At 44.3% G+C, this 23,211-nt stretch carries 25 protein-coding genes; 14 read left to right on the forward strand and 11 right to left on the reverse strand.

Going from position 1 to position 23,211, the window contains the following annotated elements:
* Positions 1–239, forward strand: a 239-nt coding sequence (locus KY305_RS19245; RefSeq protein ID WP_316252462.1) for a glycine betaine ABC transporter substrate-binding protein, incomplete at its 5' end; no start/stop codon positions are given.
* Positions 240–382: 143 nt separating this feature from the next.
* Here the strand turns inward: KY305_RS19245 and abc-f are convergent.
* The 3 genes from abc-f to KY305_RS19260 all read right to left on the reverse strand — a co-directional run bounded on the left by abc-f (position 383) and on the right by KY305_RS19260 (position 3,788).
* The gene (gene abc-f, locus KY305_RS19250) at positions 383–2,020 is read right to left on the reverse strand and encodes a ribosomal protection-like ABC-F family protein (RefSeq protein ID WP_223063856.1); all 1,638 of its coding nucleotides are present in this window, start codon (positions 2,018–2,020) and stop codon (positions 383–385) included.
* Between the two features lie 276 nt (positions 2,021–2,296).
* A complete protein-coding gene (locus KY305_RS19255) occupies positions 2,297–2,824 on the reverse strand; it encodes a GNAT family N-acetyltransferase (RefSeq protein WP_223063857.1) in 528 nt (175 codons plus the stop codon).
* 106 nt (positions 2,825–2,930) lie between these two features.
* On the reverse strand, positions 2,931–3,788 hold the full coding sequence (locus KY305_RS19260; protein ID WP_223063858.1) for a YitT family protein: 858 nt from the start codon (positions 3,786–3,788) through the stop codon (positions 2,931–2,933).
* 469 nt (positions 3,789–4,257) lie between these two features.
* Between KY305_RS19260 and KY305_RS19265 the strand changes: the two genes are divergently transcribed.
* Together KY305_RS19265 and KY305_RS19270 are read left to right on the forward strand one after the other, a co-directional pair.
* On the forward strand, positions 4,258–5,367 hold the full coding sequence (locus KY305_RS19265) for a glycerol dehydrogenase (RefSeq protein WP_223063859.1): 1,110 nt from the start codon (positions 4,258–4,260) through the stop codon (positions 5,365–5,367).
* Between the two features lie 234 nt (positions 5,368–5,601).
* Positions 5,602–6,813 (forward strand): Bcr/CflA family efflux MFS transporter, encoded by a 1,212-nt coding sequence (locus tag KY305_RS19270; protein ID WP_223063860.1) that lies wholly within the window; start codon positions 5,602–5,604, stop codon positions 6,811–6,813.
* Positions 6,814–6,841: 28 nt separating this feature from the next.
* On the opposite strand, the gene fabF is transcribed toward KY305_RS19270, so the two are convergent.
* Positions 6,842–8,077: a beta-ketoacyl-ACP synthase II gene (gene fabF, locus KY305_RS19275; RefSeq protein ID WP_223063861.1), complete on the reverse strand. Its 1,236-nt coding sequence runs from the start codon at positions 8,075–8,077 to the stop codon at positions 6,842–6,844.
* A 106-nt stretch (positions 8,078–8,183) separates the two neighbouring features.
* Between fabF and KY305_RS19280 the strand changes: the two genes are divergently transcribed.
* Positions 8,184–9,023, forward strand: a complete 840-nt coding sequence (locus KY305_RS19280) for a helix-turn-helix transcriptional regulator (protein WP_223063862.1) — start codon at positions 8,184–8,186, stop codon at positions 9,021–9,023.
* 35 nt (positions 9,024–9,058) lie between these two features.
* On the opposite strand, the gene KY305_RS19285 is transcribed toward KY305_RS19280, so the two are convergent.
* From KY305_RS19285 to KY305_RS19295, 3 genes are all read right to left on the reverse strand, one after another.
* Positions 9,059–9,802 carry a sulfite exporter TauE/SafE family protein gene (locus tag KY305_RS19285; RefSeq protein ID WP_223063863.1) on the reverse strand — a complete coding sequence of 248 codons (744 nt, stop codon included), beginning with the start codon at positions 9,800–9,802 and terminating at the stop codon, positions 9,059–9,061.
* 166 nt (positions 9,803–9,968) lie between these two features.
* Positions 9,969–10,427 carry a spermine/spermidine acetyltransferase gene (gene bltD / locus KY305_RS19290; RefSeq protein ID WP_223063864.1) on the reverse strand — a complete coding sequence of 153 codons (459 nt, stop codon included), beginning with the start codon at positions 10,425–10,427 and terminating at the stop codon, positions 9,969–9,971.
* Positions 10,417–11,787, reverse strand: a complete 1,371-nt coding sequence (locus tag KY305_RS19295) for an MATE family efflux transporter (RefSeq protein WP_223063865.1) — start codon at positions 11,785–11,787, stop codon at positions 10,417–10,419. Before KY305_RS19295 ends, bltD begins: the two co-directional genes overlap by 11 nt.
* A 103-nt stretch (positions 11,788–11,890) precedes the next feature.
* Between KY305_RS19295 and KY305_RS19300 the strand changes: the two genes are divergently transcribed.
* The 5 genes from KY305_RS19300 to KY305_RS19320 all read left to right on the forward strand — a co-directional run bounded on the left by KY305_RS19300 (position 11,891) and on the right by KY305_RS19320 (position 15,159).
* Positions 11,891–12,718 (forward strand): MerR family transcriptional regulator, encoded by an 828-nt coding sequence (locus tag KY305_RS19300; RefSeq protein ID WP_223063866.1) that lies wholly within the window; start codon positions 11,891–11,893, stop codon positions 12,716–12,718.
* 207 nt (positions 12,719–12,925) lie between these two features.
* Positions 12,926–13,801 (forward strand): DMT family transporter, encoded by an 876-nt coding sequence (locus KY305_RS19305; RefSeq protein WP_223063867.1) that lies wholly within the window; start codon positions 12,926–12,928, stop codon positions 13,799–13,801.
* A 258-nt stretch (positions 13,802–14,059) separates the two neighbouring features.
* Positions 14,060–14,224, forward strand: coding sequence for a GNAT family N-acetyltransferase (locus tag KY305_RS20435; protein WP_223063868.1), 165 nt, complete (start codon positions 14,060–14,062; stop codon positions 14,222–14,224).
* A 5-nt stretch (positions 14,225–14,229) separates the two neighbouring features.
* Complete coding sequence (locus tag KY305_RS19315; protein ID WP_223063869.1) at positions 14,230–14,847, forward strand: NUDIX hydrolase; 618 nt, start codon at positions 14,230–14,232, stop codon at positions 14,845–14,847.
* 54 nt (positions 14,848–14,901) lie between these two features.
* Positions 14,902–15,159: a class I SAM-dependent methyltransferase gene (locus KY305_RS19320; RefSeq protein ID WP_262417886.1), complete on the forward strand. Its 258-nt coding sequence runs from the start codon at positions 14,902–14,904 to the stop codon at positions 15,157–15,159.
* Positions 15,160–15,488: 329 nt separating this feature from the next.
* Here KY305_RS19320 and KY305_RS19325 read toward each other — a convergent pair whose 3' ends face one another.
* Positions 15,489–16,400 (reverse strand): alpha/beta fold hydrolase, encoded by a 912-nt coding sequence (locus KY305_RS19325; protein WP_223063870.1) that lies wholly within the window; start codon positions 16,398–16,400, stop codon positions 15,489–15,491.
* A gap of 19 nt (positions 16,401–16,419) precedes the next feature.
* Positions 16,420–17,475, reverse strand: coding sequence for a tartrate dehydrogenase (locus tag KY305_RS19330; protein ID WP_223063871.1), 1,056 nt, complete (start codon positions 17,473–17,475; stop codon positions 16,420–16,422).
* A gap of 185 nt (positions 17,476–17,660) precedes the next feature.
* On the opposite strand from KY305_RS19330, the gene KY305_RS19335 reads away from it, so the two are divergent.
* Positions 17,661–18,338, forward strand: coding sequence for a GntR family transcriptional regulator (locus KY305_RS19335; RefSeq protein ID WP_223063872.1), 678 nt, complete (start codon positions 17,661–17,663; stop codon positions 18,336–18,338).
* A gap of 183 nt (positions 18,339–18,521) precedes the next feature.
* Complete coding sequence (locus tag KY305_RS19340) at positions 18,522–19,712, forward strand: macrolide family glycosyltransferase (RefSeq protein ID WP_223063873.1); 1,191 nt, start codon at positions 18,522–18,524, stop codon at positions 19,710–19,712.
* Positions 19,713–19,790: 78 nt separating this feature from the next.
* Here the strand turns inward: KY305_RS19340 and KY305_RS19345 are convergent, their stop codons facing one another.
* Positions 19,791–20,066, reverse strand: coding sequence for a hypothetical protein (locus tag KY305_RS19345; RefSeq protein ID WP_223063874.1), 276 nt, complete (start codon positions 20,064–20,066; stop codon positions 19,791–19,793).
* Between the two features lie 211 nt (positions 20,067–20,277).
* On the opposite strand from KY305_RS19345, the gene KY305_RS19350 reads away from it, so the two are divergent.
* Positions 20,278–20,547, forward strand: coding sequence for a hypothetical protein (locus KY305_RS19350; RefSeq protein WP_223063875.1), 270 nt, complete (start codon positions 20,278–20,280; stop codon positions 20,545–20,547).
* Between the two features lie 246 nt (positions 20,548–20,793).
* Positions 20,794–22,155: a serine hydrolase gene (locus KY305_RS19355; protein WP_223063876.1), complete on the forward strand. Its 1,362-nt coding sequence runs from the start codon at positions 20,794–20,796 to the stop codon at positions 22,153–22,155.
* A gap of 51 nt (positions 22,156–22,206) precedes the next feature.
* Here the strand turns inward: KY305_RS19355 and KY305_RS19360 are convergent, their stop codons facing one another.
* The gene (locus tag KY305_RS19360; RefSeq protein WP_223063877.1) at positions 22,207–22,380 is read right to left on the reverse strand and encodes a hypothetical protein; all 174 of its coding nucleotides are present in this window, start codon (positions 22,378–22,380) and stop codon (positions 22,207–22,209) included.
* A 250-nt stretch (positions 22,381–22,630) separates the two neighbouring features.
* Between KY305_RS19360 and KY305_RS19365 the strand changes: the two genes are divergently transcribed.
* Positions 22,631–23,197: a YdhK family protein gene (locus KY305_RS19365; RefSeq protein ID WP_223063878.1), complete on the forward strand. Its 567-nt coding sequence runs from the start codon at positions 22,631–22,633 to the stop codon at positions 23,195–23,197.
* The last annotated feature ends 14 nt before the right edge of the window (positions 23,198–23,211 follow it).

A 23,211-nucleotide genomic window follows, 5' to 3' on the forward strand; every position in this document is an offset into this window, starting at 1 on the left:
AATATAAATTGTCTGTACTGAAAGATGACAAGCACGTATTCCCGCCATACCAAGGCGCTCCGTTGGTAAGAAAAGAAACATTGGAAAAATACCCTGAGCTGGAGGGCGCGTTAAATAAACTTGCGGGAAAAATAACAGATCAAAAGATGCGGGAAATGAATTATGACGTGAACGTAAAGGGGAAAAGTGCAGAAGCAACAGCTGCAGCATTTTTGAAAGAAGAAGGGCTTTTGAAATAGCTTCATCATATCAGCCTTTGTAAAAAGCCTCGCGGATGAATCACCCGCGAGGCGGATTGCAACAATGATACCAAGGGTTTAAGGGCCTTTGGTATTTATTATTTTCTGTTTTGATCGTAAATAAAAATTCAAAACGGCCCGCTTTACAGCCGATTTAGTTTTTTTATTTGTTCCGTCAGCTCTTTAAACTTCTTATCGAGTTCTGGGTACGCTTTATCATTCGGGGTCATGAAACTAAGCTTTCCCAGCACTTCCTGTCTCTCTGTTTCCAGCTTTAAACGCAATTCATCCTGATCATCTCTTTTTGAAGAGGTTTCTTTCCATTGCCTTTGGACGCTGCTGTTTGACATGACGAGCTGATTGTCCGTTGTTTTTTCGAGAAAGTATCGGTCGTGTGAAACGATGAGCAGGGTTCCGCTATATTGTGCCAATGTGTCTTCGAGCTGCTCGCGTGAAGGCAGGTCAAGGTGGTTTGTCGGCTCATCTAATATAAGCACATCTTTTTCCTCCAGAATATAGGCCATCAGCTTACACTTTACACGTTCGCCCATACTCATCTTCTCGATGGGTTCTGTCCATTGCGATGCCGTGAATCCCAGATGCTTCATGATCGTTTGAACTTTTCCTCTCGCCGCGTATGTTTCTTTATAAAACAGCTGCTCCGGCGTCTGTTCGAGCGGCAAGTCGAATACTTCCTGCGTTAGATAGCCGATGTTTGCAGAGGGTGACACCCATATATCGCCTTCAGCTGTTTCCTGTCCGAGGATGACTTTCAATAATGTCGTCTTTCCGCTGCCGTTCGGACCTGTTATGGCAATCTTCTCACCGTGCTGGATGGTGAAATTGACATTTTGAAATAGCGTTCGTCCGCCAAACGATTTTTTTAGATTTTTCACTTCTAAAAACCGCTTTCCCGCCTTATGATTCGTTTCAATGGAAAAGCGCACATCATATTCCGCCTCAACCGGTTCAGCTTTCGCTTTTTCCAGCTCTTTTTCAAGGCGTTTCTGTTTTGACTTGATCTGGGCATCCGTACGTTTTGCTTTTACCCGATGGTATTCTTTAAAGCCTTCCTGTTTCGTCGATTGAGCGTGGGCTTTTTTCGACCAGGAAGTCAGCTCATTCATTTGGGCTTCGATCCGCTTGACCATGTTCTGCTGATTTTCATATTCCCGCTGCTGAGTCAGCCTTTTCTGTTTGCGAATCTCCATATAACCGGAGTAATTGCCTTTATGTTCAATCAGCTTTTTTCCTTCAATCGACCATATTTTTGTCGTCACGGCATCTAAAAAAGCGCGGTCGTGCGAAACGAAAATAATGGTGCCTTTATAGTTCTGCATTTGGTTTTTAAGGATTTCTAAACTTTGTTTATCGAGATGGTTTGTCGGCTCATCTAATAACAAAAGATCAGCAGCTGTTGAGAAACCTTTCGCAAGCCGTGCTTTCAGCTTTTCTCCGCCGCTTAACTGTGTAAAGTCATGAGCCGGCACATTCCATTTTTCTAATAATTTCACTTCTGAAGGCCCCTGATCCCCGGAAGAGTGCGACTCGGTTTCTTGTTCCACCATAAAAACATTCTGGCCTTGCTGAATCCATTGGATATATCCTTTTGTGGGAGCTGCATCATTGTTAATCAATTGCAGCAATGTAGATTTACCGGCGCCGTTTTTGCCGATGACACCGATGATGTCCCCTTTCTGAACACTGGCATTAATATCTTCAAACATGCAAAAGCTCCCTGCTTCATAGCTGATGCCGATTAATTTTAATAATTCTTTCATAAGATCATTCCCTCGCTTTAAGGGAGAATTAAAAAAATCCTCCCAATTGATTTGGAAGGATTAGCCGTACCTGTACATCATCAAATAAGCTATTTTTCAATAGCTATGTCATTTATAGAAAATGGGCAGACTAATCCTATTTTTTCTGATTTGAAATATGCGATTTCAAACGTTAAAAATAAGATTAGTTAATCATCGTCCACCCATCATCCCTTCTCATATTAATAAAATCAGTGTAGCACACACTTACCCGTAAAGCAAAAGGTAAAAGCCTTTTTATTCCAAACTCGGGGCTTCCCACTCTTCTTCTAAAACGGCATAATAATATTCATCCCACCATTCATTATCATGGGGGATACATTTTTTGAAAAAGCCTTCCCGTCTCATTCCGATCTTTTCCATCACCCTGTAGGAAGCAATGTTTTCCGGCTGGCATGTCGCAACGATCCGGTGTAATTTCATCTTTGTAAACCCGAATGCCAGCACGGCGCGTGCAGCTTCGGAAGCATATCCTTTGCCCTGATATTCCGGGTGAAACACCCATCCGATTTCATACGTATGATCACCAAAATACTTAAAAAAAGCAATGTGGCCGATGACCGTTTTTTCATCCTTTAATACAACCGGAAACTTCTCGGCATGGTCACCGCTGTTTTCAGTAACGAATTTCTTGGCATCTTCTTGGGTAAAGACACCCTCCGGTATATACTTCATGACATTCAGATTTGACGTGTACTGATAGACATCTTGCCAATCTTCCGGTTCAAATGTCCGGATCACGAGCCTGTCGGTTTTGATATTCATGTTATGTTCTCCCATCAAAAAAGGTTTTCATCTATTACTTCGATCGAAAAGATGTAAAAACCTTTGACTGGTGAGGGCCGAATATAAAAAAGCATCTCTGCAGGCGTTATTTCTCATTCACAGCCGACGGCAGCTCCGTAAAGCCGAACTTTCCTCCGACTGCTTCTTTTACCTCATGAATGACAATAAATGATTTAGGATCTATCTTTTGGATGTGATTTTTGATTTTTAACAGCTCATTCTTTTTAATGACAACATAGATAATGCGCTTGTCTTTACTGTCATAATATCCGTATCCATAAAAAATAGTGGCCGCGTTTCCGTATTCGCTGGTGATAGCCTTGGCAATTTCCTCGTATTTATCAGACATGATGGTCAGGGCTTTTTTATTGTGGAAGCCCTCAATGACGATATCAACGATTTTAGCGCACAAATATACGAATATAAACGTATACAGCGTGTTATTGATACCGATGGCGAAAACCGAAGCGAATATAATGACACAGTCCATATAAAACATGCTTTTTGAGATGTTATAGCCTTTCGTATAATTTAATAAATACGCTAAAAGAGTCGTCCCGCCGGTAGAACCGTCAGCAATGAAAATCAAAGCCAGCCCCGTCCCCATTAATAATGCTCCGAACACAATACCGAGCACCATGTCGTGAACGCCAAACGGAATAAAGCTTACGATGCTGAGAAAAACAGAGGTCATGCCTGTGCCCAGTATCGTGTATAAAATTGTTTTTTTCGCTAAAAATTTATAAGCCAATCCGATAAAAATAAGATTAACGACCAGAGTGGTGATACTTGCAGGAATATGAAATAAATAATATAAAACGAGAGCGATCCCCACGGTACTGCCGTCACCTAATTGATTTGGGATCACAAAAAATTCAACAGATGCAGCAATAAGAAAGGCTCCGATTATAATCAGCAGGATATCTTTACAAATTGTCTTCATGTGCAAACCTCCTCCGCAGCCAGGATGTATATAGCAAAATAAAAACGCCTCAAAAATTATCTAGTGAAAACTAAATAATTTCTAAGACGAATGAATGTTCAAGCTTGTTAGTTCACTCTGTAAAGAATGTTCAATATCGAAGATTATATAGACACCTGCACTTCTTGTCAATGCTGTAAAAATCGTTTTTCTGCTTATGGGAAATACAGATGTCACGCCTGTTTTTTAATTTTAATAAAGTAATTTAAGTTTTTTAAGCACATTCTTTGTGTATCAATTAAAAGGTATGTTATATTTTTAATCGTTTTGGATGGCCGTTTCTTCTTTATCATTCTAAATTTGTTTCTCCGCCTCGGAAGAGATAGCAACTATGTTTGATTTGCGCAGGAATAAGGAACGATATTAGAAGAAAATTTTTTCTATCTATCACCAGAGACATTTTATGTAATACAACAAAGAAAGGATGATTATGTTGGAAAGAATCTTTATCAGTCCATCAAAGTATGTACAAGGGAAAAACGCAATCGAAAAGATTGGTGAGCATCTGCAAGGCATTGGTGAACAAGCTGTCGTTATCGCAGACAAAATCGTTTGGGATATCGCGGGGCACAAAGTCTCAGATGAATTAAAGAAAAAGAATATTTCCTCAGAGGAGGTTGTTTTTAACGGAGAAGCCTCTCGGGAAGAAATCAAAAGAATTGCCGGCATTGCCAACAATGCAGGCGCATCAATTGTCATCGGAGTCGGAGGCGGTAAAACGCTTGATACGGCCAAAGCCGTGTCGGATGAAATAAACGGCTACACCGTCATTGTTCCGACGGCAGCTTCGACTGATGCACCGACAAGCGGGCTTTCTGTTGTTTATTCTGAGACAGGCACCTTTGAAAACTATCGGTTTTACAACAAAAATCCTGACTTGGTTTTGGTCGATACGAAAATTGTCGCAGAAGCTCCGCCTCGTTTCTTATCGTCAGGCATTGCTGATGCGATGGCCACTTGGATAGAGGCGCGCAGTGTCATTGAGAATGGCGGTAAAACAATGGCAGGGGGAATCCCTACGATAGCCGGAGCAGCCATTGCGGAAAAATGTGAGGAAGTGCTATTCAAATATAGCCATCTCGCCTATGAATCCGTGAAAGCGAAAGTCGTCACTCCTGCATTGGAAGCGGTGGTTGAAGCCAATACGCTTCTGAGCGGTTTAGGCTTTGAAAGCGGCGGCTTGGCTGCGGCACATGCCATCCATAACGGTTTCACCGCGCTTGAAGGGGAGATTCACCACCTGACTCACGGAGAAAAAGTAGCGTTCGGAACGCTCGTTCAATTGGCTTTAGAAAAACGTTCATTAGAGGAAATTGAACGTTACATTGAGTTTTATATCAGCTTGGGACTGCCTGTAACACTTGAGGATATAAAATTAAAAGACGCCTCCAAAGAGGACATTATGAAAGTGGCCGAGGCTGCAACGATAGAAGAAGAAACAATCCATGCCGGATTTAACGTTACGGCTGAAGACGTTGCTGATGCGATTATTGCCGCTGACCAGTATTCAAAAGCGTTTAAAGAAAAGCAATCGCGTTAAAACGCTGACCGCGCGTTAAATGACCGAGGGCCGTCACGGCCCTCGGTTTTTTAATGTGAAGCTGCAATGACCCCATTTTGCTCCGCAACCATTCTTCTTCATGTGTTCCTCGCCTCCATTTATCTTTTTGCCGGTAAAACAGCTTGAAAACATTAAAAAATAAAGAAAAAATTATGATACAATATACAAATGTTTTGCTGATTTATGAGATTGTAAAGGAAAGGTGGGGACGATATGCTGCACAATCCGACTGGGAAAGAGCGGCTTGCTCTGGCGTTTCTTCTCGGCATGCTTGCCATACTGGGACCGCTTAATATAGATATGTACTTGCCGAGTTTCCCGGAGATTGCCGAGGATTTAGGCGCCCGCGCTTCACTTGTCCAGCTCAGTTTAACGGCCTGTCTGATCGGGCTTACGATCGGCCAGATTATTGTCGGTCCTGTCAGTGACGCACAGGGGAGAAGAAAGCCGTTATTAATATGTATTTTTTTATTTGCCCTGTTTTCATTGTTTTGTGCTCTTGCCCCGAACATTACGACATTAGTCATTGCACGTTTTCTTCAGGGGTTCACTGCGTCGGCGGGGCTTGTCCTGTCCCGTGCCATCGTCAGGGATGTATTTACGGGAAGAGAGCTTTCCAAATTCTTCTCGCTGTTAATGGTTATCACTGCCGTTGCCCCGATGGTGGCGCCAATGACGGGCGGGGCGATTTTACTGCTGCCCTTTGCCTCATGGCATACGATTTTTCTCTTTTTAACCTTCATTGGATTTTTGCTTGTTCTGATCATTGCGGTCAAGCTGAAGGAAACGTTGCCGCCGGAAAAGCGCATTCCAAGCTCAATCGGGAATTCTGTACGCACAATGGGCGGCTTGCTGAAGGATCGGTCATTTATCGGCTATGCGCTGACGGTCGGTTTTATTCACGGGGGAAGCTTTGCTTATGTATCCGGAACGCCTTTTGTATACCAGGATATTTACGGCGTATCGCCTCAGGTGTTTAGCATTTTATTCGGCATAAACGGTTTGGCCATTATTACCGGAAGCTTCATTATAGGACGTTTCGGAGGGATCATCCACGAGAAAAGCCTGCTTCGAATCGGGGTCATTACAGCTATGCTTGCAACGGCCGTCCTGCTTGTCATGACGATGATTCACGGCCCGCTGGCAGCGCTGGTGATTTCAATTTTTACTTACATGATTACGATCGGAATGACGCTGACAAGCACGTTTACGCTGGCAATGGAAAAGCAGGGACACCGCGCGGGAAGCGCAAGCGCCTTGTTGGGCATGCTGCCGCTGCTACTCGGTTCCATCGTTTCGCCGCTTGTGGGCATGAATGAATCGACAGCCGTCCCGATGGGGGCTATCATGTTTACGACGTCCGTTCTCGGTTCTATCGCCTTTTTTACATTAACGAAACAAACGGAGAACGCCAAAAAGGAGTGAAATGATTTCACTCCTTTTTCGTATGCAGTCATTCATATTTCTTTAATAATATGGCTGAATTGTGGCCTCCAAAGCCGAATGAGTTGGAGAGGCCGAGCGTTAATGCCTTATGCCGAGGGCCATCCGTTACGTAATCCAAATCACACATGGAGTCAGGGTTCTCCACATTAATCGTCGGAGGGATGATTCCGCGTCTCAGGCTTTCTGCCAGAGCAATCGCTTCAACCCCGCCGGCGGCACCCAGCATGTGGCCGAGCATTGATTTATTAGCTGTAACCGGAATGTCATAGGCAAGCTCTCCGAATAGTTTTTTGATGGCCAATGTTTCAGAAAGATCTCCGGCTTTTGTGCTTGTTGCATGGGCGCTGATGACATCAACTTCATCCGCTGACACATTTGCTTTCTTCAAAGCGTTTCTCATTGCTGCATATGCGCCTGTTCCTTCCGGATGGGAGGCCACCATATGATAAGCGTCCGAGCTTGCTCCGTAGCCGAGCACTTCACACAATATAGGAGCATTTCTGCCGATTGCGCTCTCCAATGATTCCAGTACTAAGATGCCGGCGCCTTCACTCATGACAAAGCCATCACGATCCGCATCAAACGGTCGGCTTGCGGATGCCGGATCTTCATTTCTCGCTGATAACGCTTGGGCATTGCCGAAGCTTGCTAATGATAAGTTCGTGATCGCCGCTTCTGCACCGCCGGCAAACATAATATCTGCGTCATCGTTTCGGATCGCGTTGAATGCTTCTCCAATGGATGTGTTCCCGATCGAGCATGCTGTGACGGGAGAGAGAGAAGGGCCGAGCGCGCCTAATCTGATGCTGATCTGGGCGGCAGCCGCATTCGAGATCATCATGGGCACCAGGCTGGGGCTCACTTTTCGGGGGCCCCGTTCATTTAATACATGAACATTGTCAATCAGTGTGGTGATTCCGCCGATTCCGGAGCCGATATACACCCCGAGCCGTTCACGGTCAATCTTATCCAGCTGAATGTGTGAGCTTTCTAAAGCCTGTTCGGCCGCTGCTAAGGCAAACTGACTGAAACGGTCCAGCCGTCTAGCTTCTTTTTTGCCCCATCTTTCTACTGCGTTAAAATCACGGACAACTCCCGCTATTTTTGTTTTGGAGCTGGATACGTCAAACGAATCTATTAAAGATATTCCGGATTTCCCTTGTATGAGATGAGTCCAAAGTGTATCTACATCATTGCCCAGAGGTGAAATAACGCCCATTCCGGTTATGACAACTCTTTTCATGGTCATTCCTCCTTCAATATGTTTCTATTTTACCTTGTCAGTATCCTATTACAAGTTGTTGTTTATCATAGTATAATAAATACTATGGTAAGAAAGGAGAGGTAACATGATACCAGAAGCGAGGCTTCAAGCCCTTTCAGAGTTTTTGAAAACGCAGCGGTCTAAAATTTCTCCTCAGATGGCCGGATTGCCGATGGGCACCCGGAGAAGAACACCGGGGCTTCGGAGAGAAGAGGTCGCCCAGTTAGCCGGCGTGAGCACGACATGGTATACGTGGCTGGAGCAAGGAAGAGACATTAAAGTGTCTGCGGCGGTATTAGATGCGGTCTCAGATGCGTTACAGCTGAATAAAGATGAAAGAAATTATTTATACGCGCTTGCTTTAGACGAAGGCGTAAAACAGACTTTCTCCCCCGAAGAAGAAACCATTATCAGCCCGGCGCTTACGAAAATGGTGCAGGAACTCCGTTATTGTCCAACCATTATTTCGGACAGACGGTGTCATATTGTGGGATGGAATCAGGCGGCGGCTCATGTATTTTTAGACTTTGAGCAAATTCCGCCTGAAAAGCGGAATCTTATTGAGCTGCTGTTTTCCAGAAAAGAATTACGAAGTTTGGCTGTGAACTGGGAGCACTTTGTGAAAGGGTTCATTGCCATTTTCAGAACCTATTACGGTCAATATGTAGCGGATAAATGGTATTCACAGTTTATTGAAAAAATGGAGAAGACTTATTCGGAATTTCATACATTGTGGAATGAGAGCGAGGTCAGCTCAGCCCCGGAAGTCTTAATTGAGTTCCGCCACGCAAAAGCCGGAAAAATGATATTTAACCTGACTTCATTACAGGTTCAGGGCAACAGCGATTTACGATGCAGTGTCTATACCCCGGCAGAAAATACCGAAACAGAATCAAAGCTTAAACGGCTGATTGAAAACAAATAAAAATACGAGGGGCGCCGGCCCCCCGTATCAGGTTATTAAAATAATAGCATCAGCCCGGCGATGGCCGGTGTCAGAAAGATGGCTGACTTCAATATGAATTTCGGCACCAGGTTGGTGAATTTTGCGCCGACATATGCGCCGCACATCGTCCCGATCAAAACTTTTACCAGCAAGATATAATCTACAAATCCTTCAGTAACATAACCAAGCCCTCCGCCTATGGCGAGAGGAATAATGACAAGCATGGTGGTACCGACCGATTGGCGGATGGATAAATTCAAAAGAATCATCAAACCGATTTGAATGAAAGGAGCTGAACCGATACCGAACGTTCCCGACAGGATACCTGAGATGATTCCCAGTAATACGGCTTTCACCCACATGCGGAGCTTGCTTTGCCGCTCGGAATTTACGAATTTTTCTTTTAATACAAATAACCTGACTAAAATGAGAAGAGCTGATAAAAACAGCATTCCCGCAGTCATGTAATGCAGTAAATCGGCGGGGATAAGGGAAGTGAGTTTTGCCCCGAAAAATGAACCGAACGCCGCGAAGAAACCGACGATTATGCCGATCTTCATCTGAATATTGCCTTCTCGATAGTGGCTGAATGCTCCCGATAAACTGGTAAATGCCATGCCGGCAAGGGAAGTCCCCAAAGCCGTATGAATCGGTATATGAAAAAGCATCGTTAAGAGGGCAATAACAAAGCCAGCTCCTCCGGCTCCGATAAAACCGAGGATAATCCCAAGAAGAAACATAACGAGTATAATAAGCACAATTTTCTCCTCCATTAGCTGTCTGAAAGATCTGTTCCAATAGAAAACGCCGATTAAAAAATCGACTGTCGACCGTCGTTCAACATATTTATATTATCTCAAATTTTAGGCATAGACAAGAACAGTTCTCTCTTCCATACAGAAAATAACAAAAGAAACACCCGGCTTACAGCTCTTTTACCATCACCTTTTCTCCGTTGCAATCCAGTTCTCCATTGTATTCAAAGCCGAATTTTTGATAAAGGCGCAAAGCATGCTGATTATCCTCAAAAAGGCTTAAGTAAATCCGTTTGCATTTATATAACGCAGCAAGGTGCCGGATAAGGGCTTTGAGCATGATGCTGCCCAGCCCTTGGCCTTGATAGCGTTCATCGATGAAATAACGGTCAAGCCACACTCTGCCATATTCATTTTCTTCATCATACTCAGGAAACCAGCCGTACATGGCAAAGCCGACCAAATCTCCGTCACGATAAAGGCCGGCAGGATGATAGTATCGGCATTCCTTTGCCTCCTTTAAGCATTGCTCAGTTGTCTCTATATATGATGTTTGGCTCTTGCTTACATGCAGAGCCAGTATATCGGTACTATGGTCTTCCGTGACCGCTCTAATCTCAATATTCATATAGATTCTCCTCTCTTGCTTTTTCTGTAACGGGTGAAAAACCCTTCCATTTGAAACGCCCGACTATAATGAACAGAGCCGTCAGGCCTTCTGATAATGGAAAGGCCAGCCAGATGGCCATGCTTCCGAATAACATGGGCAGGGTAAAGAGCAATGGGATAAAGAGAATAAGACATCTGGCTAAAATAATGACAGATGAAAGCCTGATTTTTTTAATCGCCTGATAATATTCAGCATAAACCATATTCATCCCCAGGAATACATAGCCGATGAAGTAAAGGGCCATCCCTTTTCGCGTGTAATCTGAGACGTCATTGGGCATATCGCCGAAAATACGAATCAGCACATCACCGAAAAAGAGGCTCATCACCCAAAAAAATACGCCGAAAACAAGACCTGTCCCAATCCCTAAACGCAAAAAACGCCGTAAGCGGCCGTTCATGTGCATGCCATAGTGGAAGCTGACGATCGGCTGAAGCGCAGAACCGATGGCAATGAATATGACCAGAATCACGGCATGCAGATTATTAATGATGGCAAATGCCGTAATGCCGGCAGCGCCCGCAAAATGCAGAAATGATAAATTGCAGCAGACTGTCATTATCGCGGTCGAGCCTTCAATGATAAAGCTCGGCAGACCGGTTTTCAGAATGGCGTATATCGTTTTCCAATCCGGTTTGAACCGAATGATCCGTAAGACGCTGTTTTTCCGCAAAAAATGTGTCAGCAGGACGAGTAAACCGATGATTGTGGCAAAAGCAGTGGCATATGCCGCCCCCTTGATGCCCATATCCATCTTAAAAATGAAAATATAGTTTAAAATCATATTAAAAACGGATGTGATCACAAGCCCGGTCATCGCTAAATTGGGATTGCCGTCATTGCGGATAAAAATGCTCAGCATATTTTCAATGACATAAAACAGCGAGAATCCCAAGAGGATGGTCAAATAATCCGCAGCAAGCGGTAAAATCCCGCCTGAAGCGCCAAGTGCCTCTGCAATCCATTCAGCATGGAAAAAAGAAACCGCAGCAAACGTGCCGATAATCACTAGAGCCAGTACAAGAGAGTGCGTAAAGATATGCCGTCCTTTTTGCGGCTTTCCCTCCCCAAGAGCGATAGAATAAAGGGCGGCTCCGCCAATGCCGATTCCGAGTGAAATGGAAAATATCACAGAATAGACGGGAACGCTAATGTTAACGGCAGCTAAAGCTTCAGGACCCACCCCATGGCTGACAAACAGCCCATCAACTAAAATATTGACCGCCATAAGAAACATCCCGATACAAGAAGGAATTAAATACGAAAGAAATAATGGGAATGGCTGAGTGTTTGTCATCTTAACAGATGCTGTATTCATGTTTTCACCTATCCTTTTCATTAAGGTTATTTGTGATTCAACCTTCTCTCAGATACAATGATCATCATAAAGTATATGGTTGCCGTATAGTCAAGGAGGTATTATGAGCGAAGACGTCAGAAAATATTTCACCACAGGTGAATTTGCGAAACTGTGCCACGTCAAAAAACAGACCCTGTTTCACTATGATGAGATCGGCCTTTTGTCTCCTGAATTAAAAAAAGAGAATGGGTACAGGTACTATTCCTATAATCAATTTGAACTTTTTCAAGTAATCGGTTTGTTTAAAGAGGTCGGTGTCCCGTTAAAGAACATAAAGCCGCTCCTTAAAGGCAAAACCCCGGGTGATATCACAGCCCTCTTAAAAGAAAAATCTTTAGAAATCGAAAACAAAATCAAAAAGCTCGAGCACTTGCAGACGATGATTCAGACAAAAGTGAAGCTGACGGAACAAGCCTTGGAAACAGACTTTTCCTCTGTCTCTTTTCAGCATTTAGATGAAGAAAAAGTAATGATAGGCCGCCCTGTATTAAACTTGCCGGAACGAAAATACATTGCGGCTATTTCCGAGCTTATCCGCTATGTACAATTAAACGAATTAGACGAGGGATACCCGGTCGGGGGAATATTTGCGCGGGAGCAGATTCTCAACAAAGAATTCTACAATTACACGCATTTTTATATGAAAATCCAAGAAGGAATAGAAAATATACACTACCATGTAAAGCCAAAAGGGCTGTATGCCGTCGGATATCAGAAAGGAGACGAAGCAGAAGCCGCCTACGCCAAAATCATTCAATTCATTGAAGAAAATGGACTGCAAATGGGTGACTATGCATATGAGGAATATATGCTGGATGAAGTGGTGGTGGACGGAATTGAAAATCAAATCACAAGAATCCAGCTCCAAGTCAAAAGCAGTCAGGACTGACGGTTTGGCAATTTACGGCTGGAAACAAACCTTGTATAATGAAAAAATCAGATTGAAATTGAGGTGAAAAACAATATGTTTTTAGCGCCCTTATTTGAACATGATGTACCGGCAGCACTTCTCCGCCCTTAATGGAGGAAAGTGACTGCGCTTCTCTCCGTCAGGGCACGTACGTGACCTAATTTGACAAACGGAGGGTGCATCAAATTGAAAAACACTTTGTTAGGTTCTATTTATTTAGCATTGGCCGCCAGTATCTGGGGCGGTATGTATGTAGTTGTAAAAGTTGTTGTAGCGGTCATTCCGCCGCTGGAATTAGTATGGCTGAGATATGCGGTGGCGCTTCTGTCGCTTTTGATTATCAGCTTATTTACACGCCAATCTTGGAAAATTCATAAACGTGATGTCTTATTGATTGTTGCGATCGGATTGATCGGCAACACGATTTCGATTGTGACGCAAGAAATCGGAACGAAATTATCAACGGCGCAAATGGGGGCAATCATTACGGCGTCCACGCCCGCATTCATGGTTGTTTTTGCGCGTCTCATTTTGAAAGAACGGTTAACGCTGAAAAAAGGGATATCGGTAGGCTTAGCGACAATCGGTGTATTACTCATCGTGGGGAACGGGCAAATCAATATGTCGAGTCAGCTCGGCGGTTTATCGCTTTTGGTTGCGGCGCTGACATGGGCTCTGATGTCCGTGCTGATTAAACGCGTTCCTGATCATTACTCGCCGCTTGTCGTGACAACGTATTCCATTTTAGTTGCAGCAGTCATCCTGACCCCGTTTACAGCGGGACCGCTTCAGGAAATTCCCATGTCACAGCTTGCCCGTCCTGAGATTTGGGGAGGACTTTTATATCTGGGTGTGGTCTCAACCGCCTGCGCATTTATTCTCTGGAACCGTGGATTGCAATTGCTGAACGCAGCAAGCGGAGGTTTATTTTTCTTCTTTCAGCCGTTAGCGGGAACCTTACTCGGCTGGCTTCTGCTGGGGGAAACGGTCGGAGGAACATTCTGGATCGGGGCAATCCTCATTCTCGCGGGCGTCCTGCTCGTGATTAAAGAGAAAAACTGAAATCTATTGAAAAAAAGCCATTCATTGATGAATGGCTTTTTTTAGACCCTGTTAATTCATCATGCCATTTTTAAAGGATTTGTCTCGGCGTACACAGAAAACAATTAAAGGGATAGTGGGGCTCGGTTTTTCGTTTTCTTTCTCATGGATTCGGCTTTTCCGCTTTCTATCACGGCAAACCTGTGAGTGTACTTCTATTTTTACAGGAGATAAGCGCGCGGAAATGGCTATTACGATGAGGGGGATGGGGCTGGCGGAATGACAGCTAAGGCATTTATCAATCATTGTCTCACATGTGACATGGCTCCCGGATGGGATTGTGATGTAAACAACATGGCCTCAGTCTCATTGGCAGAAAAACTGGGATGTAATGAACCGGCCAACATATTCTGTATTCGTGAAAACTTAAAGATCGGCGGGTGATTGAAATGGAACCTAAATGGCTTGAGTGGGCAAAGCAGCTTCAATCCATGGCGCAATCGGGACTGGCCTATTCAAAGGATATTTATGATGTAGAAAGATTTGAAGAAATAAGAAAGATAAGCATTGATATCATGGCACATCATACAGAAATCGATAAAACGATAATCAAAGATGTATTTGCCGGTGATACGGGATATGCTACTCCGAAGGTTGATATAAGAGCCGCGGTTTTTAAAGATCAAACCATATTAATGGTCAAAGAAAAAAGTGACGGAAGCTGGGCATTGCCGGGCGGCTGGGCCGATATCGGGTTAACTCCGGGCGAGGTCGCTGCCAAAGAAGTAAAAGAAGAAGCCGGGCTTGACGTGAAGCCGATCAGGTTGTTAGCTGTGATGGATAAGAAATGCCATCCCCATCCGCCGTCTGCTGCACACGTTTATAAAATGTTTATCCAATGCGAGATCATCGGCGGAGAGCTTAAGCAGGGAACTGAAACAAGTGCGGCCGCCTTTTTTGCTGAAACGGAACTGCCGCCATTATCGGCCGCCCGCAATACGAAAAATCAAATTGAGAGAATGTTTACATACCGCAAACATCCTCAAGAACCCGTTTATTTCGATTAGTCTGAAGAAATGATATCAGGGGGCTGATTAAGAAGGATTCACGCCGATTGGACATTGCCGCAGGCGGGGGACGGACATACGGCTAACGCTCTTGCTCCTTTCGTGGGCTCCGTTACGGCTTTTGACCTGACGGAAGAAATGTTAACAACGGCTGCCGAGTTTATTCGCGGAAACGGATGTACGAACGTTAAGTTCATGAAAGGAGACGCAGAAAAGCTGCCGTTTTCCGACACTGCTTTTGATCTTGTGCCCTGCAGAATTGCGTCGCTGGGTGTCTTGAAACCGGGAGGCAGGGTGCCTGGTTCTGATTGATCATACCGTGCCGGAGAATCAGAAATTCGATAATTTTATAACGTTATTGAAAAGGAAAGAGACACGATCATCCGGGTCTGGAAATGGATCAGCCTTTCGGATTGAATCGATTGTTTGTTTTCACAACCATTTCACTTTTCCGACGGGTGTGAAGGAACCGGCCTGTCTGATGAGAAAACGGCATGATGAGAAAAGAAGCTGCTTGAAGAACCGAAGGAACTGCAAGCATTCTTCTCTGTCTCTGCACAAATGAATCAATCAGGCCGGATTTCAGGTTGTACAGGCGAATCTGCCTGTTTCGGAGCGGGCCGTCCTATCTGATAAACACGTTAATTCTTAAAAACTGTTTTTGAAAAATCTAACATTCTGCGGGCAGCTTCTGTCGGTTTTTCCTCGGGGACATAATGGCCGCAGCCTTTCACCTCATACCCGCTGACCTCGCGAATTGATTCTCTCCATGTGTCAAGCACGGGAAGGCCGGCTAAGTTCCCTTTTTCTCCCCACAGCAAAAGTGTCGGGACATTTAGTTTTTTCTGTAATTTCTTTTCTGATCGATATCTCGGCAAATCAATTTGGTAAGAGGCTTTGTAGTCATTGAGCGCTGCCTGGACAGCTCCGGGCTGCTTCCAGGCGGCTAAGTACCGGCCCCAGGCGCCGTCTGATGTCAGCAGGTCAAAAAGCCCGTCGCCTCTGCTTAATAAAAATCTCAAATATTCCTCTTCTTTTCCGTTAATTAATTCTTCCGGCAGATGAGGAACGACCTGAAACGTCCAGTGCCAGTATTTTTGTGCCGCTTCAGCCGCCGTTAGAGAATCATAGACGTATTCAGTCGGCATGATATCAATAAGCACCAGGCCGGCCGCCAGTTCCGGAGAATCTAAAGCGAGCCGCCGCGCCACCCTTGCGCCTCTGTCATGCCCGGCAATTAACGCTTTTTGAATATGCAGGCGGCGCATCAGGCCTTGTATATCGCTTGCCATCGTTTTGTTATCATAGCCGTTTATGCCGCTTGGCTTTTCAGAATCGCCGTATCCCCTCAGATCAACAGCGATGACTCTATGAGAAGCGGCAAGCGCCGGAATCACATATCGCCACGTCACCCAGCTCTGCGGAAAGCCGTGGAGGAGAATGACTGGGGGAGCATCCTCTTCTCCCGCAAAGACGTAATGAAGGCGGATGCCATTTACCTCAATTGAATCATGGGTCACATGTTTCTCAAAACGCTCACGAAAAGAATCCATTTTCTCTCTCCTCATACCATTATTTTTTTATTTGAGAAATAATAGCGGAAGTGACGTCCTCTGTTGAATGATGTCCTCCGACATCAGGGGTTAAGAAACCATTGCTTGTGACTATTTCAATCGATTGTAAAAGGCGGCTGCCCAGTTCTTCTTCCCCGAAAGAGTCGAGCATCAATTTCGCAGTCCATATTTGGCCTATCGGGTTAGCGATGCCTTTACCGACAATATCCGGCGCCGACCCGTGAACAGGCTCAAACATTGACGGGTATTTACCGTTCACATTTATGTTCGCTGCCGGAGCGATTCCGACACTCCCCATAATCGCTGCCCCGATATCAGTTAACACATCTCCGAATAAATTCGATGCCACTATGACATCAAAGCGTTCCGGGTGAGTGACAAAAAAGGCGGCTAACGCGTCAATATGCTGTGAATCGGTCTGAATATCGGAATAATCCCGGCTGACTTCTTTAAAAATGTCATCCCAAAAAGGCATGGAGTGAAAAATCCCGTTCGATTTGGTCGCGCTTGTGACATGTTTCCTTCGATTTGATGCCAAATCAAATGCATACCGCATCGCTCGTTCCGTTCCTTTGCGTGAGAAGATCGCGTTTTGAATGGCAATCTCGTCTTCGCCCTGAAACATTCTGCCGCCGACAGAGCTGTACTCGCCTTCACTGTTTTCACGAACGACTAATAGGTCAAAGTCCCTCGGATTCACAAGAGGAGATGTGATTCCCGGCAGCAATTTTGCCGGACGCACATTAATCACCTGCTCAAATTCCCGGCGGATCTTAATGAGCAATCCCCATAGCGAAATATGGTCAGGGACGAGTTTTTGATTTCCCACCGCTCCTAAAAACAATGCATCAAAGTGTTTTAACGTTTCTAAACCATCTTCAGGCATCATTGTTCCATGTTCCAAATAATACTCGCAGCTCCAAGGGAAAGAAGTGAAATCGAATTCAATGCCTCCATGTATTGCGGCGATGGCGTTTAATACACGCTCCGCTTGCGGCACAACTTCTTTTCCGACACCGTCTCCGGGGATGCTGGCAATGCTGTATTTTTTCATGATCAATTCACCTCTGGAATCAATTGTTTTCGGTTTACGGTAGTCCGTCGACCGTCGTTTTATACAAACTCATCTTACTCCACATCCGATACGTTGACAAGCTCGGGAATGTTGCTTCCGTAGATAAACTGTTATATGATTTTGGTAATAAAAAGGCCCAATTTGTTGAAGAGGTATGAAACCACATGGATAATTTTAAATTAAATAAGCCAACTCCATATTATCTGCAATTTTATTCCCAATTGAAAAAAATGATATTCGACGGGACATTCAAGCCGGGAGAGCGGCTGAATGAAACACAGCTGGCTAAAGATTTCGGAGTCAGCCGGTCGCCGATCAGAGAAGCCATGCGGCTGCTTGAGAAGGACGGCCTGCTGACGGCAGACGATAGAAACGGCTTTGTGATATATTCTTTATCCGTTAAAGATGTTGAGGAGATTTATAAAATCAGGATGTCGCTTGAGTCTTTGGCGGTCGAACTCGTCATCGAAAAAGCGGCAGACAGCGAACTCCAATTGATCGAAAAACAGCTTCAGGACACAGAAGAAGCAATCAATACAGGCGTAAAAGAGGCTGAGATCATCGCCTTAAACGAAACGTTTCATCATCTGCTTGTAGATTTCAGCCATAACAGCCACTTGGCCAAGCTGCTTGAGCATGTCAATGTGCTGATTCATTTTTGCAGAGTCCTTAATTTTAAAGGGGATGACCGTGCGGCCGTTATTTTGAAGGAGCACCGGAAAGTTTTCGAAGAGATGAAAAAAGGCAATAAATCAAAAGCCGTGCAATATATGACCGAACATCTGCAGCATGATTTGGAGCATTTAAAAGGTGTGCTGAAAGACAAAGAAGCAGATGCATAATGACAAAAGACAAGGAATCAAACAGCCTTGTCTTTTTGTTATGTGAAAAAGCAGAGTGTCACTGAATCGCCATAAAGTCCAGGCGTCCCGGCCCATTTGACAAGGCTGTTCCTTGCATGAACTTTTCCGCTTATTTTATGATTGCTGTGGAAGCAACGTAAAAAGGGAAAAGGAGCTTGAGAAATGGCGAAGCATATTTTAATGATAAATTTTCCGGCAGAAGGTCATGTGAATCCTACGTTAGGTATGACAAAGGCCTTTGCTGAACAAGGTGATCACGTTCATTATATCTCCACAGAAAAATTCAAAAGCAGACTGGAAGGAGTAGGCGCGACCGTCCATCTTCACCGTGACCTTCTCAGAACGGCGCATATTGAACCGGGCACCCCATCCGGCATTCTTTCTTTTTTAAAGATACATTTGAAAACGTCACTGGACATTTTAGACATCGTACAGCGATTATCAAAAGAAATTCCATTCGACGCTGTGTATTATGATAAATTCGGTGCGGGAGAGCTGGTCAGAGATTATCTCAAAATTCCCGGAATTTCTTCATCGGCGTCGTTCTTATTCAGCGAAGACCGTCTGAAAATATTGCCTCTGCACCCGGAATCCGGCGTACCGTTTAAATTGGACCGGGAATGTGAAGAGCTGTTGGCGGAGATGAAAGAGAAATACGGTGCAGCGCCTGACAATATGGTTCAATTTATGAACAATACAGGCGAGTTAAACATCGTCTATACAAGCCGATACTTCCAGCCTGAGAGTGAGAGGTTCGGCGAAGACTATTTATTTATCGGTCCCAGCTTTCCGAAGAGAAAAGGGAACATCGACTTCCCGATCGAAGCATTAAAAGACGAGAAAGTGATTTATATATCAATGGGGACGGTGTTAGGGAATACGGAAGAGTTTTTCAGCCTGTGTATAGACGCTTTTGCAGATTTTCAAGGCAAGGTCGTCATTGCAGCTGGAGAAAAAGCAGATCTATCCAAAATAAAACAAGCGCCGGCGAACTTTATCATCGCTCCGTATGTCCCGCAGCTCGAGGTATTAGAGCAAGCGGATGTGTTCATTACTCACGGGGGAATGAACAGTGTAAATGAAGGCATTCATTTTAATGTGCCGTTAGTGGTGATCCCGCATGATAAAGATCAGCCGATGGTCGCACACCGGCTGACCGAGCTAGAGGCCGGCTATACAATCCCGAAAGATGAAGTAAGCGCAAAAGCGTTAAAACAAGCGGCAGAAGAAGTATTGCACAATGAGAAATACAAAAAAGGGATTCAAGCCATCAATGAAAGCTTTGACGATTGCTTAGATATGAAGGACGTCATGGCGCGGATTGATCAGTTTATTGAGAAGAAAGCCAAATAATCTCCGTCCGAAAAAGCCTGTTTCCGCCATCAAAGGGGAAACAGGCTTTTGTATGGATTTCTGACAGTAAGCTCCCGTTCAAAGGATGTTATGTTCCTCATTCGCCAGCTTGACAAGGGCCAGAATAGTCTCCGATTGCTGTCTGCCGTGCGTTTTTTCCAGCCGTTCTTTTTCAAATAATTGATGGCCGTAAATACTGACTGATGCCTGATCAACCACAGTATGCCAGTTTTTTGGGCCTCCCTCCGCAAGCGGTTTTGAACCCTGCTCAGAAAACAAGAGGACAAACAGCACAAAGGCGAATACAAGCATCGCTCCGGCCTGATGTTTTTTTCGTTGATTGGATGCTGACATATGATGCCCTCCTTTACATCGTTTTATGTTATTAGATCATATATGAGCTGTCTTTGAAAGAGTAGAGAAGTCATCATTTCGTTTGGTTCAATTGGCATAAACGGTGCCTGAGACGGGCATTTCATCTTTTGTTCATATTTTATTAAAAGTTTATCCAATCCCGTCCTTTACAGTGGTAAGTAACAATGAAGCGCCTGAGAGGGGATAAGAAATGAATATTAATATGCTCAACAGAGAACAGTTTGAGAGCGGCTTAGAGGAGATCGGCTGCAGGCATCAAGCGGAAGATATTATCGAAAAAATGAAATCCTGCGTGACGGAATGCGCCGCTTCGTCGGAACGCTTCCTCATTGAAATACAAACCAAGATGAATCAATACAAGGCGGTTGTCTATGCGATGTTTTCAACAATGGAAATGGCCGGTGCAAAGGAGAACGAGAAGCATGTTGAGTTTGAAGCTTGCATGTTACTGTGTGAATAAGTGACGTGTGAAAACCGTCCGAATACTCCTCCAGAGGTATTTCTTCTTGCGAGGTAAGAATGTCCTTTATAAATGACTGCTGAATGCTGTATGGTCTTCTTTGAAAAACTCCGCTTCCCATTTCGCATCTTCTGATCGGCAGTAATGAATCGATAAAGGTAAAATATTGAAACTTATATAACAGCCTTCCGTATAACAAAAGAGACTAAGGACAAAAACAGTGTTTTGTTGCAGAGGAGGGTAAGTGTGAACAATATAAAAAAACAAGCTTTTGAAGACCTTTTTAGCGCTTTAGGCGAGAAACATGAAATAAACGGGGCGGTGTTAGCAGCGGAAAATGGCTGTATCTTATATCAGGGTTCGTTCGGCGCTGCAGAGCTGAAAACAAACAGGCCGCTAAATGACCAATCGGTATTTGAATTGGCATCAGTATCGAAGCCATTCACGGCTGCGGGAATTATCATTTTAGAGCAGCAAGGGAAGTTAAGGTATGACGATATGATGGAGCGCTGGCTTCCTGATTTTCCGTATCCGGGTATGACAATACGTCATTTGCTGCATCATACTTCAGGTTTGCCGGACTATATAGAATTGTTCCTTGAACATTGGGACAGGGACAGAATTGCCGTTAACCAAGATGTTATAAATATGCTCATAAAGCATAAGCCGGCTGCTTATTTCCCGCCGAATGAAGGCTGGCTTTACAGCAATACGGGATATGTTGTGTTAGCGGTTATCATTGAAAAAGCATCGGGTATGCGTTTTGCTGAATTTATGAAACAAGCTGTATTTCATCCCCTCGGTATGAACGGTACGCGGGTTTATAACAGAAGGTTGAACAACGAAAACATCCCGAACTATGCGTATGGCTATGTGTACGATATGCATTCCGGGGAGTATGTACTGCCGGATAAACTTGAGGAAACCAATTATGTCGTCTTTCTTGATGGGATTCAAGGTGACGGAACCGTCAACTCCAGCATAAGAGATTTATATCTGTTTGATCAGGCTCTTTATACAGAAGAAATCATCAGCAAAGCCTCTAAAGACCAAGCCTTTTCACCCGGCTATTGGAATGAAGAGGAGAAATTCGGATATGGGTTTGGCTGGGTGATTCAAAACAGCCCCGAGAAAGGGAAGATTATGAGCCACAGCGGAGGCTGGCCGGGCTATTCCACTCTGATGCTCCGGTATACCGATCAAAATAAAACACTGATTTATCTCAGTAATATGGAACAAGAAGATCAATTTGAACGAGCGGTGATTGCCGCGGCAGAAAATATCTTATTTGATCAGCCGTATGTGATGCCGAAACGTCCGGCGGATCAGAAAAAAGCAGACGTCAATCCGGCGATTTACAGCAGATATATCGGCACATACTCATTTCAAGATGACACACATGCATCTGTGACGGTAAAAGAAAAACGGCTGTATATAAAATTAGACGGGCAAACGCCATTCGAATTATTCCCGAAGACAGAAACGCGTTATTTTGTCCGGGCACTGCCGGTTGAAATTGAATTTGCGGCGGATAAAGAACAAACCGCAGCACATTTTATCTTGTTTCAGGACGGCAGGGAAGAAACAGCGATCCGCTTAACAACATGACATACAAACTAAAATCGCCGTCCTCAATAGACGGCGATTTTTAATAAAAGGTCAGGACCCTTTCACAATATGAAATTTTCTTTTCGGCTTTGCCATAAAAATCGAAGAACAAATCATGACCCCAAGCATCGTTATGTATTCCATATAAAGAGAAACGTCTGCCAATACAATCCCCGTAACCATCAAAATAACGCCCAATACCACCGTAAAAACCTTCGTTTTCATGATGAGATCCCCCCATTTGCTAATAATTGAATTATACAGCATTTCCATTAATGTGTACATTTTGTGAACAAATTCACCTGTTCAATGACGCAATCTTATAAATCCAAGAGTCATATGCAGGTTTTGCGGACCTCCATAGAGTATAGAAGTTTTAGGTTGTCTTCAGTGGTGATAAAAATAAAAAAATTTGGTTTCAGGGTAGAGTCATAGGGGTAAAGTAAAAAATCATAAGGTAAAGGAGCTCTTAAAAATGAAAGCGAAATCATTCTTATTCAGCATGTTTCTGCTCATTCCCGTCTTGGTGCTTGGAGGGTGCAACAGCCAATCGTCGGGCAGCAGCCAAAAAGGACAAGACAAGGATATGCATTCTCATGAAGACATGAATAATTCAGGCACATCCGAAGTGCCGAAGGGATTAAAGGAAGCGAAAAATCCGACTTATAAAGCAGGCAGCGATGTCATGATTCTGGCTTCTCATATGAAAGGCATGAAAAATGCACAAGGTACCGTAACCGGAGCATATGATACGACTGTCTACAGCGTTTCATATACACCGACAACGGGAGGAAAACGTGTTGAAAACCACAAGTGGGTCATTCAGGAGGAATTGAAGGGCGCCGGCGATAAAACGTTGAAACCGGGTGATAAAGCCACATTGGAGGCTTCCCATATGAAAGGCATGAAGGGAGCCGAAGCCGTCATTGACTCAGCCAAAAAGACAATCGTTTATATGGTCGACTATACACCGACAACCGGCGGGAAAAAAGTAACCAACCATAAATGGGTGACAGAAGACGAGCTTACAGCCGCAAAATAAAGAAACCGCAAAAG

This window comes from Bacillus sp. YC2, assembly GCF_019891195.1.
In the GTDB taxonomy this organism is placed as follows: Bacteria; Bacillota; Bacilli; order Bacillales; family Bacillaceae; genus Bacillus.